9 protein-coding genes and 1 pseudogene are annotated in these 20,524 nt (G+C 56.4%); 7 read left to right on the forward strand and 3 right to left on the reverse strand.

The annotated features are described in order from the left end of the window. The 3 genes and pseudogenes from D1409_RS24015 to D1409_RS24025 all read left to right on the forward strand — a co-directional run. A pseudogene (locus tag D1409_RS24015) lies at positions 1–105 on the forward strand (IS5/IS1182 family transposase); the annotation flags it as partial. Positions 106–171: 66 nt separating this feature from the next. Continuing rightward, positions 172–1,236 (forward strand): C-terminal helicase domain-containing protein, encoded by a 1,065-nt coding sequence (locus D1409_RS24020; protein WP_268895838.1) that lies wholly within the window; start codon positions 172–174, stop codon positions 1,234–1,236. Between the two features lie 52 nt (positions 1,237–1,288). Next, positions 1,289–1,639 carry a hypothetical protein gene (locus tag D1409_RS24025; protein ID WP_123539490.1) on the forward strand — a complete coding sequence of 117 codons (351 nt, stop codon included), beginning with the start codon at positions 1,289–1,291 and terminating at the stop codon, positions 1,637–1,639. 126 nt (positions 1,640–1,765) lie between these two features. Here the strand turns inward: D1409_RS24025 and D1409_RS24030 are convergent, their stop codons facing one another. After that, positions 1,766–2,095 carry a hypothetical protein gene (locus D1409_RS24030; RefSeq protein ID WP_123539491.1) on the reverse strand — a complete coding sequence of 110 codons (330 nt, stop codon included), beginning with the start codon at positions 2,093–2,095 and terminating at the stop codon, positions 1,766–1,768. A gap of 277 nt (positions 2,096–2,372) precedes the next feature. After that, complete coding sequence (locus D1409_RS24035; RefSeq protein WP_164471898.1) at positions 2,373–12,623, reverse strand: DUF5797 family protein; 10,251 nt, start codon at positions 12,621–12,623, stop codon at positions 2,373–2,375. A 227-nt stretch (positions 12,624–12,850) separates the two neighbouring features. Between D1409_RS24035 and D1409_RS24040 the strand changes: the two genes are divergently transcribed. The 3 genes from D1409_RS24040 to D1409_RS24050 all read left to right on the forward strand — a co-directional run bounded on the left by D1409_RS24040 (position 12,851) and on the right by D1409_RS24050 (position 18,184). Continuing rightward, positions 12,851–13,096: a hypothetical protein gene (locus D1409_RS24040; protein ID WP_123539493.1), complete on the forward strand. Its 246-nt coding sequence runs from the start codon at positions 12,851–12,853 to the stop codon at positions 13,094–13,096. Positions 13,097–13,344: 248 nt separating this feature from the next. Further along, complete coding sequence (locus tag D1409_RS24045) at positions 13,345–14,631, forward strand: metallophosphoesterase family protein (RefSeq protein ID WP_123539494.1); 1,287 nt, start codon at positions 13,345–13,347, stop codon at positions 14,629–14,631. Further along, entirely contained in the window at positions 14,624–18,184 is a 3,561-nt protein-coding gene (locus tag D1409_RS24050; RefSeq protein WP_123539495.1) for an AAA family ATPase, read from the forward strand. The genes D1409_RS24045 and D1409_RS24050 overlap by 8 nt, the downstream gene beginning before the upstream one ends. Positions 18,185–18,247: 63 nt before the next feature. Here the strand turns inward: D1409_RS24050 and D1409_RS24055 are convergent, their stop codons facing one another. Beyond that, positions 18,248–18,985: a hypothetical protein gene (locus D1409_RS24055; RefSeq protein WP_123539496.1), complete on the reverse strand. Its 738-nt coding sequence runs from the start codon at positions 18,983–18,985 to the stop codon at positions 18,248–18,250. Between the two features lie 193 nt (positions 18,986–19,178). Between D1409_RS24055 and D1409_RS24060 the strand changes: the two genes are divergently transcribed. Continuing rightward, on the forward strand, positions 19,179–20,447 hold the full coding sequence (locus D1409_RS24060) for a restriction endonuclease (protein ID WP_206425183.1): 1,269 nt from the start codon (positions 19,179–19,181) through the stop codon (positions 20,445–20,447). Positions 20,448–20,524: the final 77 nt, after the last annotated feature.

Consider the following 20,524-nt stretch of genomic DNA (forward strand, 5'->3'; position numbering starts at 1 on the left):
CGCGTCCACGCACGAACAGAAGTGTTCCTTGCGTTGTGTCTGCGGCTCGTCGTTGCAATCACCAACTTCGAACGAGGAAACGATCCGGGCTGTGAGAAGCTATGAGATGGATTCTATGACACGCTCCCCGAGGCAAACGATGCGCGGGACGAAATCGACCCGAGTGACGAGATTGATGTCCTTTTTGCGACCGACGTGGCCGGTGAAGGGGTCAATCTTCAGGATGCAAATTTAGTCATCAATTACGACCTCCATTGGAATCCCCTCCGTCTAATTCAGCGAATCGGTCGTGTTGATCGCCTCGGGAGTGGGCACGACGACATCTACGCGCTCAACTTCCTGCCAGAAACGGAACTTGAAGAGGAACTCGGCATCGTTGACCGTGTTGAGTCTCGGGTCCAAGAGATCAGTAGTGTTCTCGGTGAAGACGGGGAGATCCTGAGTCCGGAGGACAACGTGAACCGGTCGTACATGGAGGATATCTACGCTGAAGAGGACATTGAGAAGGTCGAAGACGACGTGAACGAGATAATCGGGAGCGACGATCTCATCGGCCCCGCGAGTAGCCTTCAGGATCTCAAACAGGAGTACCCGGATCTCCTCAGTTGGTTGGATGACCGCGACGGTATTCGGAGTGCGATGGAATGGGATCGAGAATACGACGGCGTCGTCATTGTCTATCGACAAGGAGACTACACGACCCCGTACCTCGTAACCTTCCCAAGCGAAGGAGGTCAGGAACTCGCAACACAAGAGAAGGACACTATCGTCGAGACCATCACGTGCCCCGTCGATGAGCCAGTCGCGTCTGTTGACGCAGAGACGTTCGATAGTCGATACGAACGTGCTGTACAGGTGGCACGGACGGAGTTCGGCGATGACATGGGTAAGCGCCGTCAGTTCCAGCGAGAGGCCCGACAAGGTGCGAGTATCGACCGAGATTATGTGGTTGACGAACTCGGAGAGGTCGCGTCGTCTGTAGAAAACACTGATCAACAGCAGACGCTGGCACAGTTCCAAGATATCGTTGAGACTGTATCGGCAGATCAGATCCTTGACGAGTTCAGAGACCTCCGTAACGAGGAAGTCACTGGTGAAGAGCTGGTGACGGCTGTTCGGGAGATCATCTCTCGGTACAATCTGCAAGAGAAGTATGAAGAACGGCAGGAATGGGCGGAGGAACAGGAAGAGCCTCCGCACGTCGTCGCGGGGATGTACCTGAAAGGCGAAGAGTAGATCGGCTTCCACCGCGCTGAGGTTCAAATACCATCACGCGCAATCTGGTTGTGTGAGTCAGTTAGAGCAACTCCCCACGACCGATTCTGGGCACGTAGTGAAGCGACACGCAATCGACTGGCTGAGCGGTCTAGATGAGGCTTCTGAACAGGAGATTCGAGAGTCAGTCGTTGAGAAACCTAACGACTTCACCGGGAGTAAATACCCGACCGAGATATCCGACATTCGAGTTACGGGGTCCCCTGAGTTCGTTGAAGCAGTCGGAAGTCTGTTCAAACCGCTACTAGAGTTCGAAGGAGAAGAGACACGGCTTGAAATTAATCTTCAACGGACTGAAGACCGGGATACAGGGGAATTGACTGGTAATTACGCGTTGTACTTGTCCGTCGCAGAACGGGGCTAGCGACATGTTTGACCCGATTCGAGGTGGGCTTTCTCAGCAGGCTGATATCGAGGGTTGTGGGGTCGTTTGTGAAGGGGAAGGGGCGGGCGATGAAGGGAGAAACACCGAAATTGTCTGTGATTCGTTCTATTCTTCGACTACTTCGCCTTTCGGGACCTCGATAGTCACCTCTTCGTTCGGTGCAAGCTCGTCGAAGTTGGCTATCGCTGTCGGTGTTCCGTTCGGAAGTCGTAGAACGAGTTCAAGGTCGCCATCGGACGGAGTTCGGACTTTGCCGACGACGCCGCCTGGACCGCCGCCGTTGAAATCTTGTAGCTTCGGGGACCGCACGTAGTCAGTCCCGTAGGCCATCTCGTGCATCAGCTCTAATTGTTGGTCCCACGTTCGTTTCCCTTTGTCTTGGGCGAGTTTTTCGAACACGTCTGCGCTAACTTCGATAGTTTTCTTTTCAGCCATAATTAGAATCCGGACACACTGTACCTCCAACTCCGGTACGGAAAATGGTACTCCTCGTGAGGTAGATTAAGAACTGAGCAAGAGCGGAGAAGCATCCTGTGTTCTTGGGTGCGTATCCGGTATTCGCTGCATCATACGCGAAGCCCGGCCAGGATTCGGACGAGCCTGTTTGTCCGGCGGCAGTCGTTGGGAAGTGGAGTGTTGCGGCTCCGACACCGAGCGCAGTCAGTATGTGTCTCCTTGTATTTTGTGAGGCATTGCTACTGTGCTCCGTTGGTTACCATGCGCCGAACCCGTCGTCGTGTTCCGCGGCCTGTGTCACGTCTTCAATCGTCGTGTTGTACACGGCGCGAAGGAGACTAAGACACAGATTCACCTCGATGTCTGGTTGCTGCGTGCCACTTGTCACGGTCATGTAGGTATCGCCCTCGGACTCGATGGTAAGTCCGTACTGGTCTACTGCGTCTTCGAGCGCTTCTTTTTGCGTGGGGGTAAGTCGCGTCAGGTTATGTGCACCGTTGAGATACTGATAGTGGGCGTCGGTTTTCCCGTCGTTCTCGAATTTGAGGTTTATCCAGTGGTCCGCGTGATCATCGCGGTTGAGGTGCTGTTCGAACAGGGTAGTGAGTTTGTTGAAGCGGTCAGTATCGGGTGTTGGCTGATTGACGGTAGGTTCGGACGACTGACGCTGTGTGAGTTTTGATTGGACGTACTCTGCGGCATCGTCGATGTCGGTGGCGTGCGTACCAGTTTCGGCGAACCGGTATGTTGTTCCGTCAGTCATAGTGAACGTGAGCCATTGAGTCATAACGTTATTCGTTGCTTCCACACTCGTCATCTGGCTGTATTCGAAGGTACGAGCCTCATCGCAGTCGTCGTGGCCAGCCACGTAGCAGATGCGTTGGTCAGTGATCAGCAGAAATCGAGACCCTTTCGATGTTGCGTGATGGGGCGTCTCTTCTGTCCCGTCAGGGGACGTGATCCGGAGGCCTTTGTACTGGTGCCAGAAGACGTACGCTAAGTACTCGTCCGGATGGAGGTAATCGGCGAGTCGTTGCTCGACGAGTCGCCCATCGGTCTGTGTCAAGATGTTCTCGGAGAACGAGCCTCGCGCCTGACTTACGATTTCCGCCGGGGAACGGGAGCGGGACCGTGGTGTGTTACGCGCCGTTTGCTCGGGCGTCGGTGTGGAGTCGGATTCCGCCTGTTCAGAGATCTTGTCGATTGTTTGGCTATCGGCTGGACACTGCTGGGAATCCTGCCAGTGGTTCTTGAACGCGTCCTCGCTGTTGAAGATTTTCTCATCGCAGTACGGGCACGGGACTTTCCAGCCTTTGTCCGGGAAACAGAGCCACGGGTATGTCCCATCAAAGTTCTGAATGTCGAGATCGTTATCGAGGGCAGGTGCCTGCTCGTCTCGTGTCTCGCTTGTTTCCGGAGCGTCCTCTTCGGTGTGGTTTTGCTGGTCAGTGGTGTGTGATTCGACCGTTGTAACGATTTCGTCCCACGCTGAGTTGGTTAGTTGTCGGAGGTCTGTTGGCGGCGTTGTGTCGGGACCGTCACACTGGTCTGCCTGTATCCAGTGCGTGACAAACGCATCTCGTGTGTTATGAATTTGCGATTCGCAGTACGGGCAGGGCACTTTCCACTGTGACCGGTCGTAGTCAAGGAAGGGGAACGAGTCATCGGTGGGTCGATCAGGGGCGTCGTCGGCTGCATCCGCCGTTGACGGCACTTCAGTCGAGTCTGAGGTGGAGATTGACGGGTAGATGCGAGCTAGGAGAGTCGTGGCCGGATCGTTTGAGGTGTGTAGTGAGATACGCTCACCCGTCGTTATGAGGTCGTGCTCTTCGAGCAGGGAGAGTGCGTCTTGAACCCGGGTTTGAATGCGGTTCCCGCGGCGTTGGTAGCCGAACAATCGCGTCGTCTCAAGTATGAGATCGTCTTCCTTGATGTTACCGCCTTCCCGTAAGATGAGGGTGATTGCTTTCGCAATCTCTTCGAGCGGGATTTCGTCGATTGTCCGGGTAGCTGTATCCGTGTTAATTCGGATGTCGAAGGCCAGTTCATCGAGCGGTGGCCATAGGAACTCCCCGTGTTCGTACACCTTGCCCCGTTCCTTGAGTTCGTCGAGCCGGGTTCTGAAAATCCGTTGCACTTTCTTCCCTGCCCGTGACTGGCCCCAGACATTGAGGTAGGTCTGTATGGCGGTATCGTACTTGATCGGGCCGTTCTGAACGATTGTATCACGAATCGAATTCCGATTCGCTTGGTCCATTCCCTGTTTGTCGGCGTCATATCGCTCATCCCATTCCAGTGATGGTTCTTCGTACTCACGGATTTCGTCGTGGTCTCGCTTGGAGCCACGCTCAATGATTTCAGGCTCATACGAGGGGATGGCAGGGTCGTCTGAGTGATCCGGCTGGCCGTCAAGGAGTTCCTCAACCCGGTCGTTGATCTTCTTGGTTTCTTGTTCCCGATTCGAGGCCCAGTCAGGGGACCAGATACGGTGGATCGTCCACCCGAGGTTTTCGAGTACCATCTGCCGGGTGCGGTCTCGGTCGCGTGCTGTTTTCGAGGAGTGGTACGCTGCTCCGTCGCATTCGATGCCGAGGATGAATTTCCCGGGCTGCTCTGGGTGTTTGATAGCGAGGTCGATGCTGTACCCGGAGCTTTGGACTTGGGTGACGACGTCGTGGCCTTCGGCTTCGAGGGCGTCGTACACTGCTTCCTCGAAGTGGGAGTCGAAATCGAGCGTGTCGGTAACGTGGTCGTTCCGAGTGAGCACCTGTTCGCCTTTCCGTGCGTATTCGAGGTAGTTTTTGAAGTGTTGCGCGCCAGTACTGTTCGACCCGGACAGGTCGATGTCCCCGGGGAGCATCGAGCACACGACTGTGACTTGTTCTTTGGCGCGCGTCACGGCGACGTTGAGTCGGCGTTCACCGCCGCTTTTGTTGATTGGGCCGAAGTTCGTCGAGATCGTGCCGTCCTGTGCGGGGCCGTACCCGACGCTGAATATCATCCGGTCGCGTTCGTCGCCTTGGACCATTTCGAGGTTCTTGATGAAGAACTCGTCGAGCACATCGTCTTGACTGACGAACGCGTCAAGTACGGGGTTCTCTTCGCGTCGCTCGGCGAGGGCGTCACGGATTGCTTGTTCTTGGGCGCTGCTGAAGGCGACGACGCCGAGGCTCTTGTCGCTGCGTTCCTCTGCGTGGTCTTCGATCAGGTCGATGACGCGTTCGGCTTCGACCTCGTTTTGCCGTGAGCCGCCGCGGTCGTAGACGCCGTCTTCGACGTATTCGAATGAGACGCCGGTTTCGACGTCAGGGTCGTTCTCCGGGAATGTCCGGAGGCTGTTGTTGTAGTAGTGGTGATTTGAGAACTGGATGAGCTCCTCGGTACGGCTCCGGTAGTGCCAGCGGAGGTTTTTCTCCGGGAGCACCGACGCGGTTTCCTCTAGAATGCTGTCGAGGTCCTCCCGGACATCTTCCGTCGTTTCCACGTCGGACTGGAAGAACGACGTTGGTGGGAGCTGTTTCGTGTCGCCCGCGATCACTGCTTGGTCGGCACGGATGAGGCTACTCACGGCATCTTGCGGCATAATCTGTGATGCCTCGTCGAACACGACAGCATCGAACTGAATCGAGTCCGCTTTGAGGTACTGGGCGACCGACAGCGGACTCATCATGAAGCACGGCGTCAGCTGCGTGATGAACGAGCCGGCTTCGTCGAACAGCTCACGCAGCGGTTTGTGTCGGCGTTGCTTCTCGGTCTCTCGACGGACGAGCACTTGCTCTGAACTAGACGCGTGTTCTAAGTCCAACGATGGGCGGTGTTTGGTGACTTCGTGTTGGACCTCGATTTTAGCGAGCTCCTGCTGTTCCTGATCCAGCTTGCGGAAGTCCTCAACATACCGTTCCATTTCGTCGGCGTTGAACGACCCGAGTTCCGTTTGTTCGTAGACGCTGTTGAGCCACTTCGTGTAGAACCGTTTCTCGAAAGCAGGCACGAGCTGCTCGGGGTCGTAGTCCCCTCGGAGGAACTGTTCGACGTAATCATCACAGATCGTGTCACGCACGGTATCGAGTTGTGATTCGAACTGGACGCGGCGCTGCAAGGCCGGGACTTCCTCGCGGAGGTCTTGCAGCGTCTCCGACAGAGCAGGGAACGATACGTGTCGGAACGACGTGCTGTTGACGCGAATCTGGCTGACATTCATCGCCTCATGGAAGAACGCGGCTGCGTCGTCGTAGTCCGAGAGCGCGTCTTGCACCCGGTCTAACAACTGGTCGACGGACGGAAGTGAGCCGTCGATAAGCGCCGTGGTGATCGGTTCGGTGTAGGCAGCGTCGTAGTCGTTGAGGGCGGCGACCCAGTCTTGTGCTTGGGTGAGGGTATCCCAATCTGTGTCACCGCCTTGGTACAACGGTCCCAGGCGTTCGATGACGCCGCGGAAGTCCTCTCTTCGATCCTCGATGCGCTGGATTTCCGCGAGCTTGCGTGTGTCTTCGAGTAACTGGTCGTGACCCGGATCGTAGCCGTCCTGGGCGTGATTCGTTATTTTTCGTTTAAGTGATCGGTAGCTCGGCTTGAGAGCCTTCAACATCCCGTGTGCCGCGAGTTCGTTATTGAGTTTTGCACCGTTGGCGGAGAAGAAGCTCCGCTGGTAATGCTCCGAGAGGTCGTCGATGAGCGAATCACGCTCTTGTTCGAGGTCGGCGAGTTCATCGAACCGACTACCTTCCTGTCCGAACGATCCGTCGAAGAACGCCTCTTGCCACGCGATCTCCGGTCGGTTCGAGACGTGCTGTAACAATTGACGGACCTCGCGGAGGTCCGCGAGTGAAGTTGGGCGGACGCCTAGTTCGGACTCGACGTCGTCCGCAACCGTTTGTAGTGTCTCGATGGCTTCGAGCTGCTGGTCTAATGTGTCGCGCATCGAATCGCCTGTATCGACGCCCCACTGGCGGAGCGTCGTGCGTCGCCACGGGCTCGTTTTGTACGTGTCGAGTTCGTCGTCGAAGCGTGCCAGCGTCTCTAGTTCGTCAACGGCGGTTTCCAGGGTTTCCTGTCCCACGGATAGTGGCTCCGTGATGCCGATGTCAATCCGTGGTACGTCCGTATGGTTGCTCACGATGCCGAACGCTTGGTACGCCGTCAGATCCCACCCCGTCGGAGAGAAGAACAGGTGCTGGCCGTACTGGTTGATCGTCTCTCGCCGTTCTCGGAGTTTCCGCAGTCGTTTTGCGCGGTCGTCTGCGGGCTTGATCTGTGGCGCTTTCAGTTCAGTTTCGATGCTTCCGAGCACGTCCGTATTGGTTGCTTTCTCCCCGTGAACTTCGAGACAGAACCGCCCGAGTCCGACTTCATCAAGCCGGTTTTTCACCACGTCGAGTGCTGCCTGTTTTTCGCTCACGAACAGGACGCGCTCGCCGGCAGCGAGTTTCTCCGCGATGATGTTCGAGATCGTCTGGCTCTTCCCGGTTCCGGGTGGGCCTTGGAGAACGAAGCTTTTCCCGCGTTTCGCGGCTTCGATTGCTTCCTGTTGACTGGAGTCGGCATCAAGAACTTGGTAGGTGTCGATGGGATCGACGACGTCGTCGAGTTCCGACGCTGCTGGCGTCGTGATGTCACCTTCGGCTTCTCGTATCGGCTCCATATTGCCGTTGAGCGCTTGGATGATTGGATTGTTCTTGATGGTCGTTCTATTGCGTTCTAGGTCGGTGTAGAGACTGAATTTCGTGAAATCGAAGATACCTAGAACGACATCCGGTTGAACCGCCCACCGGTCGAAGCCACGTAGCGTCTCGTACACTGTCTCGAAGGCAGCATCAATCTCCGTCAGCGAGAGGGCAGTGTCTGCTGGGAGGCTAATGTCCCGTTCGGCCGCAAGCTTCTTTCGCAAGGCGGGGTTCAACCGGAGTCCTTCTGCTTTCGGATTGAGAACGTAATCGTGTTTCTCGCCGTCCTGAATCGTTTTTTCTTCCAGTTCAACGGGCGCGAGGAACAGTGGTGAGCGGTTTGCGTCGTCAGTGTGGTCAACACTGAACCAACGTAGCATTCCGAGCGACAGGTACAGCGAATCCACCCCGCGCTCTCGGAGGTATTGCTTATTTCTGCGCTCGATCTGGGACAGCGAGTTCGCCGCTTCAGTTGGTGACCGAGTTGGCAGGAGTTCGTTCGACGCGAGGTCTGGTTGTTCGTCTTCGGTATCGTCTGTCGGTTGTTTTCGGAGGTAGAGCTCTCCGTCGTCGTCGATTTCTGCGGCGATAGTGGTCGGGTCCGTCTCCTCGAATGGGAGGGACTTGGTTTTCGTCGGCTTGAACGAGACGAGCTTGTTCCGCCGGGTGAGATCGAGTAACTGGGACTTCCACTCGTCGATCTTGCTGTCTAGTTCGTCGCCGTTCGTGGGAGACGAGTCACCGACCGATTCGTCATCTTCGAACTCTGTTATCGACTCGGCGTCTCGATCCCAGAAGAAGGTTTGTTCCACCGTGCCACCGCCAGTTTCAGCACCTGGCTCTGAGTCTTCGTCGTGTTTGTCGTGTTCTGAAGTGGGTTCGTCAGTTTCACCGGTTCCAGTTGCTTCAGGCGAGGTTTCCTCTTCGCTAGTGGTGGACGGTGACTGTACACTGGACTGCTCTCCGGCAGGATCGGGTTCTGGAGGGAACTCTTGGAGCAGCGCTGAAGCCTCGTCTAACTCTTCTTCTGAAGAGACGGCAAGAGGAAGTGGGATACCGGAGTCGGGTGCGACTGGGAGGGAGACGTGTTCGTCGGGGTCGATGACTTGCTGTTCGATGAGCACCGCGGCATCGTCGCCGCTCAGTTGCTCGGCTTGGACAGCCTGGTACTGCGTTACTGTCTCGCCGTTACCGAAGGCTTCGCGGTACTCCGACATCGTGTGCAGATTGCGAGATCCCTGTTGTTCGCCGTAATTCGGGCTGTCCTCAGTCGGCCCGCTGCCGAATACGATGTCGTTGACCTCGGCTCGCCACTGGTTTATCGGATGGTCGCCACCGGCGCGATACGCGGTCTGGTCGGATTCAATCAGGCGTTCGAGGAGCGATGCGAAAGTCCGGAAGAGTTCGTAGTATTCGGCGAGTTCATTCGGTGCGACTGAGGGACTGTCCACTTGATCGGTCGTCGCGTCCTCACGGTCGTCCACTTGATCGACACCCGCAGCGCGCCGCGCTTCACCAATCGAGTCGAAGTAGTTGTACACGACGGTTGCGCTGAACGGTGCGTGCTCGTTGATATCGTTTACTGACGGGGGTTTGTTGAGGGTCGATGCGACATCACGGAGACCAGCGACGACATCGTCACGAGTGTACTTGCGCTGCTTGGAACCTTGCGGATCGTACCCTGCTTCTCGAACCGCATCGGACCACGAGCCGAAGGTGTTCTCGTATTGGCTAATAGAATAGTCCCCTTGGTTCGCCAGCTCAATTTTCGTAGGAACGTCGCCGAGAGTGGTCCGCAGACGACGAATTTCATCAAGTAATTCACTCTCGGTGGGGTCCTCTTGCTCTGGATCGCGTGTTGTGTCTGATTCAGTTCCAAACTTCGACTGTGTGGTTCCCTCACCGGATTGCGGATCGTCCACTGAGTCGTCTGTTTCGAGCGTCAGCTTGACTTCTCCATCCCGGAGTGCAATTGTCTCCTCAATCTGCGAGCGGTTGCGCTGTCCCAGTTCAATGATGGATTTGAGACTTGGCTCCGCGACACTTGTTCCGTTGTGGTCGCCGACAATATCGGCTATCGTCGATTGTGTTTTTTGGAGTGTATCCTGTATTTTGCCCGCTAACGTATCGACACCAGATTGATCAGGCGCAATCGATAAGTTCCCATGGTGATACGCATCGAGGAGTTGTTCAACTCGCTCAAATCCGTGGGCTGCTGCTTCGAGGGATTGTTCTTTCGCTTGATTGGGAGCCCCAACGCTGTCAAAGTAATCTTCAATCGTTTCAGCACTGGGTTTTTCAGACTCGGTATTCCGATGCGGACCCTGGGTCGATTCTGTACCGGGATCGGAACTGTCCTCTAACTCCAATGTTTTCCCCCGATCCGACGCGTCACCATTCACGAGGGCTTCGGCATCGTCACTCGCCCAGATGAGACTATCACCATCACGGAAGTGATAGTCTGCGAGTTCAGTCTGTAGGTACTCGTGAACATCACTGCCAGACGCCAGCTCCCATCGATCCTGGAGCGTTGCGTTCTTAGTAGGTTGGAGGCGAACGAGATCTCCAATACGGTCCCGCTTTGTCACAGTCAACGTCTCCTCGTCATCCGTCACAGAACTCGGCGCGTCTTCCTCAGCATCAGGAGCGTCGCTCGATTCGTCCGAGTCAACCACATCCGTTTCTTCGTCGAGTTCCTCGCTGTGCTCCCACGAGTACTCTTCCCACTCACCCAGAATCGTCTCCAGATCTCCCTTGTTGTTTTGAACAACCTTGTAGAGGGCGGTGAGATCAGTTTGGTTAATGATCTCTTTGTTCCAGTCGTAGTCCCCGTCCGCGTCGAGTGAGTCGATGAACTGTTCTCCCTCACCCAGCAGCGTCTCGGCAACGTCGCCGTCCAGCGATGTTGAGGTCGCAAATCCTGGTAGCTTGTTGAAACGCCGTCCAAGAGAGCAGAACCCTGCCGCCTGCTCAATGAGTTGTTTGCCATCTTCCCGCGGAACCGCTGCAGCTTCCGTCGGGGGGACACCGACGACGTTGTAGAACATCGCATGCTTTGGAGTGTCGGCCGGATTCCGGAGCACACGCCCGATGCGCTGAACGAGTTCCTGATTGACGCCGCCGGTAGCCATATTGATCGCTACCGACGCGTGCTGCATGTCGACGCCTTCGCCGAGCAGGTCACCGGTTCCGATGAGAATCCCCGCACTTTCCGGCTCGTCGAATTCATCGATAGTTTCTCGCTGTTTCTCACGGCTCTGGGAACCCGAGACGAGATACACGGACGACGGATTGGCGACTACGTCATCGAGGCGGGATTCTAATTCCTCGACTTGTGCGTTGCTATCTGCGAGAACGACGACTTTCTCTGTCGTGTGGTGTTCGATAACGAGATCTACCACTGCGTCCAACACTGGCGACAGGTTCCACTGCTTCGTTCGCCGCGAGAACAATCGAGTGACGAGATCACGGAAGTCCTCATCCTGTTGTTTGAGCGTGTTCCCTTCCTTCGTGTGGGAGAACCGACGGACGTCTTCGTACGTCCTGAGCCGGCGTTCTGTATCGAGGGTCAATTCGCCCTGTGTGAGACGGTTCCGGAACTCACGGAAAGATCGTTCAGCACGCGTTGCGGTTTTCTCTAAGTCATCTCCGACGACGTCGTAGGGCGCATAGTGGACTTCCCAATCAAACGACGGGATAACGCCATCTGCTCTCGCGTCCGTGATTGTGTACCGTTTGATCTCAGGACCGATACTATTCGAAAGGCGTTCCTTGATGCGCTCACTGTCGCTTCCAGCGTCGTCGACGGACCCGGACATTGCCAGGACATCGCCGTCAAATTCGTCGAGAAGTGCCCCCCACTCACTACCAGTTGCGTAGTGATGGGCTTCGTCAAGAAGGACCAGGTCGTACGCGACTCGGTCTTCGTTGACGAGAGACTGCGGCGTTCGGAAATGAATCGTTCCCCATTCGAGCGTGATGTCGTCGCTTCCCGTCGTTCGCTCTTGTGGGATATTGAGATGTCTTTCGAACTCTCGCCGCCACTGTTCGAGGATCAGGTCACTGTGAGCGACGATGAGCACATCGTCGCTGCCGCTCGAATCAGTGGTGTCAGTTAATCCACCGATGGACTGATCGTCCGGGTGGAGCTCGCCGTACTGAAGTGCAATTGCGCTGAGTCCGAGAACGGTTTTCCCGGTGGCTGTCGCCATGTCCACGTAGCCACGCTGGTCGTGTTCCCACCACTTTTGGAGCGCATCCCGCTGGTGTGCCCATAGTGGCGTCATCATCTGGGGTTTATCCAACAGAGATAGGAGCCCCTGTGATGCGCTGTTCTCGAATTCAGTTAACAGTAGATCGACGTTCGATGCGATAGCCTCGTTGTTGAATAGTTGCGTCGTGATGTCGGAAACCGTTACACCGGACAAATCGAACGAGACGCTCAGATCCTCTCCGACATGTCGCGTGAGAATCTTCTCAATGACTGCCTCAGTAGCTTTTTCCACATCATCGATACCGAGGTCAGTCGTCGAAATGTCGTAACTGAGTTCATTGAGCTGGTACGCAAGAAGTCCGAGTTTCTCATCACTAACTTTCTCCTCCAACACCGCAGGCAGGTCAGCGTACCGCCCGGCCGTTTTCTTCAATCCACGGCGGTAATAGGTTCCTAATTCCCGACCGAAATCATCTTTTGAGAGAGCGAGATCGCTGATCTGGATACCTGCTCGAAGATCCTTCGCCGTCTCGTCAATATATGGAGACCACTCCGTTTTAGGCCGCTTGAGTAGAAATTCATCGTGATAGAGTTCACCCGTAGACTGGATGCCTAGTGCCCGGTCATCCACGAGATCGTCAATGTTACGTCCCATAGTATATCCCGAGAGGAGTTCCTTCCGGTATGGTAACTTCTACCGGGTAATGTAGGTTACGCTGACAGCAGTAAACTTATCCTAACTCAGCTTGTTTCGCTACTTCTCAAACTCAGCGTTTGGTTTGATTAATACTGTCTTTGTGACACGGGATCTTATCGATACCCAAGTGCTGATAACCATCACTGCCGTCTGAGTCCATAATGCAGCGCTTCTCTAAGGGAGATCGAGTCAGAATCGACATTCCTGATGAGACAGATCTCGATCATGAGGGGTATCACGGGGAACACGGGCAGGTCGTTGCAGTACTGAGTGATGATGCGGATTCTGTTACCGCTGACGAGCGGGATGCGCAGCTCTACCGGGTCGCGTTTGATTCAGGTGAGATAGTCGACTTCCGGTGGCGTGACTTGCGGCCACCAATGGATGACTCCTCACAAGCAGAGTGATGTGCTCCAACAGACGATTATTGACCGTACAGGGGGATCGGATCTCGATTCCGGATGATGGTTTGAAGCCGCAGTGTGTTGCGAAACACTACGCGGCGCTTGAGGGGTGTGAGTGAGCTTGCAGCTGAACGGAATCTCGCTCGTACGCAGCGTGTCTGGCTTAGGACGGGGAAGTTTACCGAGAATTCCTCGACTGTTCTCAATTTGACCGCTGGGCTTATGTTAATCTCTTCTGATGTGATTATCAGATGGCACCAGTAGAGGTTCTGTGTGTAGCTGATATTCATATTGGGCGTCGTCCAAGCCGGCTTCCTGATAGATTCGATCCGGCCGATTTTTCTCCCCGGACGATCTGGGCAGATCTCACGGAATCGGCTGTTACTCAGGGAGTGAATGCGGTCGTTGTTGCGGGTGACCTTGTTGACCAAGAAAACAGGTACGCGGAGGCGTTCGGTGCCGTTGAGTCCGTGGCGACCACGCTTGCGGAGGCTGGTATTCCACTCGTTGCTGTCGCTGGTAACCACGACGCCGACGTGCTCCCGGACTTGGCTGAGGCAATCGATAATCTCCAGTTGCTCGGCGGGAATGGCTCCTGGGAGCGAACAGCCCTCACCGACGCCAACGGTGACCCGTCCCTCCACGTCGACGGGTGGTCGTTCCCAAGCCGGTACCACCACGAGAGTCCATTAGCTACGTACGACCTGGCCGACGATGGGGTGCCGCGCCTCGGCGTCGTCCACGCAGACGTTAGTGGTGAGGATCGGTATGCACCGGTTGCCGTAGACGACTTGGCGACGAGTGGGCACGCTGCGTGGGTTCTTGGCCACCTCCACGTCCCGGGGCCCCGCCACGAGAATCCGACAGTCCTCTATCCGGGATCGCTACAACCGTTGGATCCGAGCGAGACGGACAGTCATGGTGCGTGGCTCGTCTCGGTCGAGACTGACGGGACAGTAGAGACAGAGCCGCTCAGGTCAGCGACACTGCAGTACGAGGAGGTAGACGTCTCAACGGACCCTGATCAGGGGTTCCACGACATCGTCGATGCCACCCACGAGAAGTTACGTGAGACGGCCCCGAAGTGCGGCCCCGAAACCGAGCTCCTCGCCGTCACAGTAACGGTTTCGGGACGAACGGACGCGCACACTGATCTACGCAGCCGACGTGGAGAGCTTGAACAGATTGAAATCACGGACGGCGGGACGGCCGTGCGTGTTATCGACGTGACTATCGACACGAAACCGTCGATCAGTCTCGCTGATCGTGCTGGCGACGATGACCCGATTGGGTACTTGGCCGGGTTGCTACGCTCACTCGACGGTGACGAACCGCTGGACCCGTACCGAGATGTCATTGAGGCCGCTCACATGAGTGTCCGCGAGACCCACGACTCGAACGCGTATCGGGAACTCAAGAGCCACGACGAGACGTACACTCGCCCGACGGAAGCTGAAACAAAGGAGGCACTCCGCCGACAGGCTCGGCAACTCGCCGACGCGTTCGTTGAGCAGCAGGGGGTGCCCACAGATGAGTGAGCCGGTCCAGACTGACGCTGACCAGCCCGATATCGACCGTGGCACAGGTGAAGGACGAGAGACTCCTGTTGCTGTTAACGCTGTTACTCTTGACCGTGCGCCGGGGTTTGAGTCGGCTGGCTTCTCGCTTGACGAGTTTTCGCCGGGAGTCAATGTTGTGTATGGCGCGAATGCGGCTGGTAAATCAACGCTTGCGGAGGCGATCCGCTGGTCGTTGTGGCCCGATGAGGCCCCGTCCTCGGCGACTGTTCGGACTGAGCTCACCTACGATGGGGAGTCGCGGCGGATCGAACTACACGGTGGCGTCAGCGAGCACTTTCGTGATGGCGAACCCGCTGACGCGATTCCGGTGCCGTCGCTGGATGGTGGTCGTCGGTACGCATTGTCGTTGCACGACATGCTGCAAGAAGAAACGGACGACGGCGAGTTTGCAAGCGTCATTCAGCGCGAGTCGACTGGCGGATTCAATATCGACGCAGTCCGTAACGAGTTCGGTCTTACTGACGGGGCTAGCCCTGCCACGCGAGGAATTAGTGCCACGAAAGAGGCGGCGGCAGCTATCGATAAGGTCGAGGAACTGCGGCGGGACGCGCCGGATTTGGAGGCAGAACAGACTCGTCTCAGTCAACTCGAAGGGGACCTCGTGGCCGCCGCCGATGCGAGTGAGCGCGTTGATCTGCTTGAGACGGCGATTGAGTACCGGAAGGCGCAGGATGCCTATGACCAGCGGGTCGATGAGGTAACATCGTTCCCGGATGAGTTGGCGTCGTTCGATGGTGATGAACTGGACCAGCTCGACGATCTTGACGAGCAGATAGGGCAACAGAAGCGCGTAGAGCAGGAGGCCGCGGTGAAATACCGTGAGGCCGCGGACAAACTGGCTGGCACGGAACTGCCTGAGGAGGGGGTTGCCGATGGGGTGTTGCAGACGCTTCGAGGGTACCGGGATGAACTCGATGATGCTGAAGATGATCGTGATCGGTTGCAGCGTGAAGTAGCTGATGCAGAAGCCAAGCGCAGTGAGGTACGGGAGAAGATTCCCCTGGACCTTGACGATGAGACACTCCGCGAGGTCGACACGGACGATCTTACTGAGCTTCGTTCGTTCGTTTCGAAGGTAGCGGAAGTCGATGGGAAGGGACAGGTCGAGGCTGCTATCGATGAGTGGCTCGCCGGGGAGTCGAAGGAATCAGCGGAACGTGGAACGCTCGAAAGCGGGCGGAATGCGCTTGAGAATTGGCTCGCAGCCCCGCCAGAACAAGCTACTGACGACTCGGGTAGTCGAGGCCCTGTAGTAGCGGCCATTACAGCAGGGATCTTGACGGCGCTGTCAGGCGTCGTGATCGCGCTCACAGTCAATCTGGCTGGTGGCCTGCTGACACTCCTCGGACTCGGTCTCGCTGGCTACGCGGTGCTCTCCGCGAGGAGTGACGATACTGGAACTGACAATACTGCCAGGGCGACCCATGCGGAGACGTTCCGGCAGACTGGGCTCTCGGAGCCTGTTGCCTGGGAACCTGACGAGGTCAGGGACCGGGTGGCTGATCTTCGTGAGCGACTGCGGGTCATCGAAGTGGACGAGGAGGAGGCGCAGAAACGGGATGAGCTCCGTGCACAGTTCGATATCGATGACGTCAGAGATGAACTGGAGACGGCGCGTGAGCGCCTTCGGGACCGGTTCGGTACCGAGGTCAACGACGATATTGAACTGGCAGTAACGGTCGAGCGTGTTGAGCGCTGGCAGGCTGCTGACGAGACTGTCGCCGGGAAACAGGCGGCACTACAGGAAGTCAACGATCAGGTCGAGACGTATCGGGAGCAGTTCTGCGCGACGATTGACCCCTACACGACTGACGCGTACTCCTACACGGTCAAAACGAGTGCGGATGCGACGGCTGCTGTTGAGAGTCTCGAACAGCGACAGCGCGACTACGAGAATGCGACGCAGCGACTCGCAGAGGTCGATGGGAGTGTCGCTGCGGCCCACGAGGAACTCGACCGGTACAGGGCCGACCGAGAGGAGTTATTCACCGAGCGTGGCTTGGAGCCTGGCGACCGGGAGCGGCTTGCAGCGCTGTGTGAGCAATACTCGGAGTACGAAGCAGCCGTTGAGGCGAAAGGTACTGCGGAGACTACACTTGAGAATCGCCGTTCAGACCTTCGTGAGCACGATGCTTACGAGGAAGAGATCGAAGAGCGAGACAGGGACGACTTAGAAAGAGAGTTAGACGAAAAACGGGAGATTGCGAACCAGTACGACGAGTTGTTACAGGAGAAAACGACGCTGGAGAAGGAAATCGAGGATGCGAAGGCGTCGACGGAGATTGCTGACGCTGTTCAAAGACGGGATGAAGCCTTGAGAGCTCTTGAAGAAGCGCTCGAAACAGACGTGGCCGACGCGGTCACAGACACACTCCTTGGGTTCGTCGAGGCCGAGACGGTTACAAGCAATCAGGAGCCGGTATTTCAGCGGGCGGATGATCTCTTGCGGCGGATTACTGACGGGCAGTTTGAGCTCAGACTCGATGACGGTACCTTCAGAGCGTACGATACGGGTGAACAGCGGCGCGTTGACTTGAACGATTTGTCGAGTGGGACGCGCGTACAGGTCCTGCTGGCAGTTCGGGTCGCTTTCGTCGAACATAGAGAGCAGGAGACTGCGCCCCCGCTGCTGCTTGACGAGACATTAGCGCCGTTCGATGACCAACGAGCCGAAACGGTCCTTGATACCGTGGTTGACCTGGCCCGGGCAGGCCGGCAAGTATTCTACTTCACGGCCCGGCATGACGAACGGGCACGGTGGGAGACTCGTCTTGAAGAGTCGGATGTCGAGTACAGTCTCCAGCAGTTGACGGCGAGCGACGGCCACGACCCTGTCGCGGAGCCGCCGGCAGTTGAAACCGCCGGTTCGATCAACGTCCCAGCCCCGGACGAGGACGATCACCGGTCGTACCGTGAGCGACTGGATGTTCCCACGTTCGACCCACGACAAGGAGCGGCGTCGGCACCGCTCTGGTACGTGACCGAGGACCCAGAAGTATTGTACCGACTCCGGTCAGCAGGTATCGAACGCTGGGGGCATCTCCGGTCGTTACTAGAGGTCGGGGCCGTTGATGGCCTTCTGTCGCAGTCGACCCGGGAGCAAGTCCGCCGACACGGTGCGGCACTAGAATCGTTCGTCGAGGCGTATACAGTCGGGCGTGGTAAGGCGGTTGACCGCGCTGTCTTAGAAGCCAGCGGTGCTGTCAGCAATAGGTTCATCGACAAGGTGAGTGAACTGGCAGAGAATGTCGACGGGGATCCCGAGGAGATTCTTGACAGTTTACCGGATGTCAGCCACTTCCGCCAAGACAAAATCGAGGAGCTGCGAGAGTACTTCCGCGATAAGAACTATCTCGATCCGCGCCCAACGCGACCGGACGAACAGATCCGGTCAACAGTGGTCGACACGTACTGTCAGTACGGTCTCGAACCGTCTACAGCAGCAACGGCCGCAGATAGACTCCTTGATCGGATTTCAGCAGCCCCCGAGCTGAGTGAAAAAGCGGACTGAGATCACCCTCAGTTCAAAACTATCCGGTTGTCCAGGGAATTAGGCTAACGGGAAGAATAAACGTCATGCGATGTCAGTGGCGGTGCGGCGGTAGGTATCGTCGAGGCTGAGACCACCGAGTGTGGTGTAAAGGTTGATGAGATCCGCGACGTCGCTAATGCAGTAGTCTTTGAGGAGTTGTGTGAGTTCGCGGTGGACGCTGGTGTGCTCGATGCCAGCTTCGACGTTTTGCACGTATTTGTCGCCAAGGACTTTCCCGATGTGCTTGCCCTGGACAGCTTTGCCGTCTATTCCAGAGAGATAGTTGGTGGGGAAGTCATAGTCGTCGTACCAGACACTGTCGTTGTCGATCTCAGCAAGATCGTAGACCTTCCAGTCAGGAAGGATGTGTTGGTCGTCCCAGAGTTCGGCTTCGTACTCGTCGGCGGCCGCGAGCGCGACATCAATGTGGTTCTCGAACAAGGTCTCTGTGCGTGTCAAGAAGTCTCGGTCAGCACTATCGTCGATGTCGCGGGCCCAGTTCAGCAAGTGCGTGCCGTCGAACCAGGTGCCGTTGTACGTGAGGAGGCGATCTATGCTGCGGTCGCCACACCACTCGAAGAGGCGCTCGTAGAGGTCAATCGTATACTGGTCATCCCAGTCGCCGCTCCGAAACAACACCTCGGTTTCTGGTCTGTCGTTCAGGTCGTCAGCGTATGCGAGGCTGACGACGAAGAATTCAAAATACTGAGTGTCGTTCGAGTTGTCGGGTGGCTCTTCGAACGGGCTCGCGGTTTCAATGTCGATAACAAGTGTGCCCATCCTAACAGACCTTCTAGACATAATGCGCGTCGGACAGTAGCATGTTTGTTGTGGATTCCGCCCCGAGTCCGATACTTCAGGAATGAGCAATTCCGACATTCCTACCGAAATCCAAACCACAGAGTAACCGATAGAATTCCTATCTATCCCAATGATTTTTCTCCTGACCGGGTAGTTGTTCACTTACGTACGAATGACGGGGATTGCCATTATTACAGCTGGACGTGAGGACGCCTTTCAGGATTATCTGCAGTCTGTGAAGGGAGGGCATGACCCGGCAGAGTTTGAAGGGTATCTTTCTGACGCCGAAATTGATGCTGTGACGGATTCAGAGACTGGAAAGGTACATCTCTGGGGGACAACAGTTGATTCCAAATGGCAATTCGTGGAGGGCGGGGACATCGCGTTAATCTACCGAGGTGGACGGTACATCGCGCAGGCAACGGTGGTTCGGACCCGTGATGATCTTGACTTGGCGGAGCATCTCTGGCGTACTGAAGGAAATCCGTGGGATCCTGAAAGTCCGTGGCGGTATTTGGTGTTCCTGACTGGTGTGGAGGAGATTGATGTGGATGTTGAGTCATTCAACGAGCTTGCGGGGTACCAAGACAATTATATCCCGCAGGGGTTCAGTCGTGTGTCGGATTCGCGTATCCGCGACATAGAGGATGCGTATGAGTCCGTTGAAACCGCGATTAATGAGTTGACGGGGAGCGGTGTCCGGGTTCATGAGTTCGATGAGGAGCCGTCGCAGGAGGAGTCTGAAGAGGGACAAGAACTAGATCTGGGAGAGCGTATTGTTGCGGCGAGTCGGGATGGTGACCAATATGAGGAGTTGGAAGAGCTGGTCGCCAAGGCGTTCTCTCGGTTAGGGTTTGAAGCGCGATGGATTGAAGGTGGAGATGATACGGACGTTGAAATCACGGCTCCAATTCACGCGGTCATCGAGGTGAAGGCGCGAAGCAGTGGGACGTTGGCCTCACCGGACGCAACACGAATTCAGGGGCATAAAGAGCGACACTCAGCCGACCAAGCGATTGTTGTTGCACCTGGCTTCACCCCGGCAGCAATTGAAGATGCGGACCGACAAGGAATCGTCCTCCTTGCAACCGATCACCTCCAGGCGCTCTTAGAGCGGCGTGATGCCTATGGGATTCCGCCGGAAGCACTCTCAACGCATCTCACCGAACCGGGTGCGTTCCAAGATGACCGACTTGATCAGATCGATGATGAACTACGGACTCGACTTGGTGGTACTGAGGACTTGCTTGCCGTGATGGAAGCACTTCAACGAGCAGATCCAGAAGAAGGTACCGCTGACCGGCTCCGGTTGATTTTGAAAGGTATGTACGATGAGGAGCGTGTTCCGGAACAGCACGTCATTGAACAGTCACTCCATCTATTGGCTCACCGTACGTGTTTACCCCGAAGATTCAACGGCCGGCACAGCCTGAGCTCGTGAAATCATCTCGTTGTCTCGGGAAACTCGCTTGAGTTCGTCGTAGGGATTGCGTCCCTGCTGGCGCCACGTCGCCAGCA

This window comes from Halosimplex salinum, assembly GCF_003730195.1.
Classification (GTDB): Archaea; Halobacteriota; Halobacteria; order Halobacteriales; family Haloarculaceae; genus Halosimplex; species Halosimplex salinum.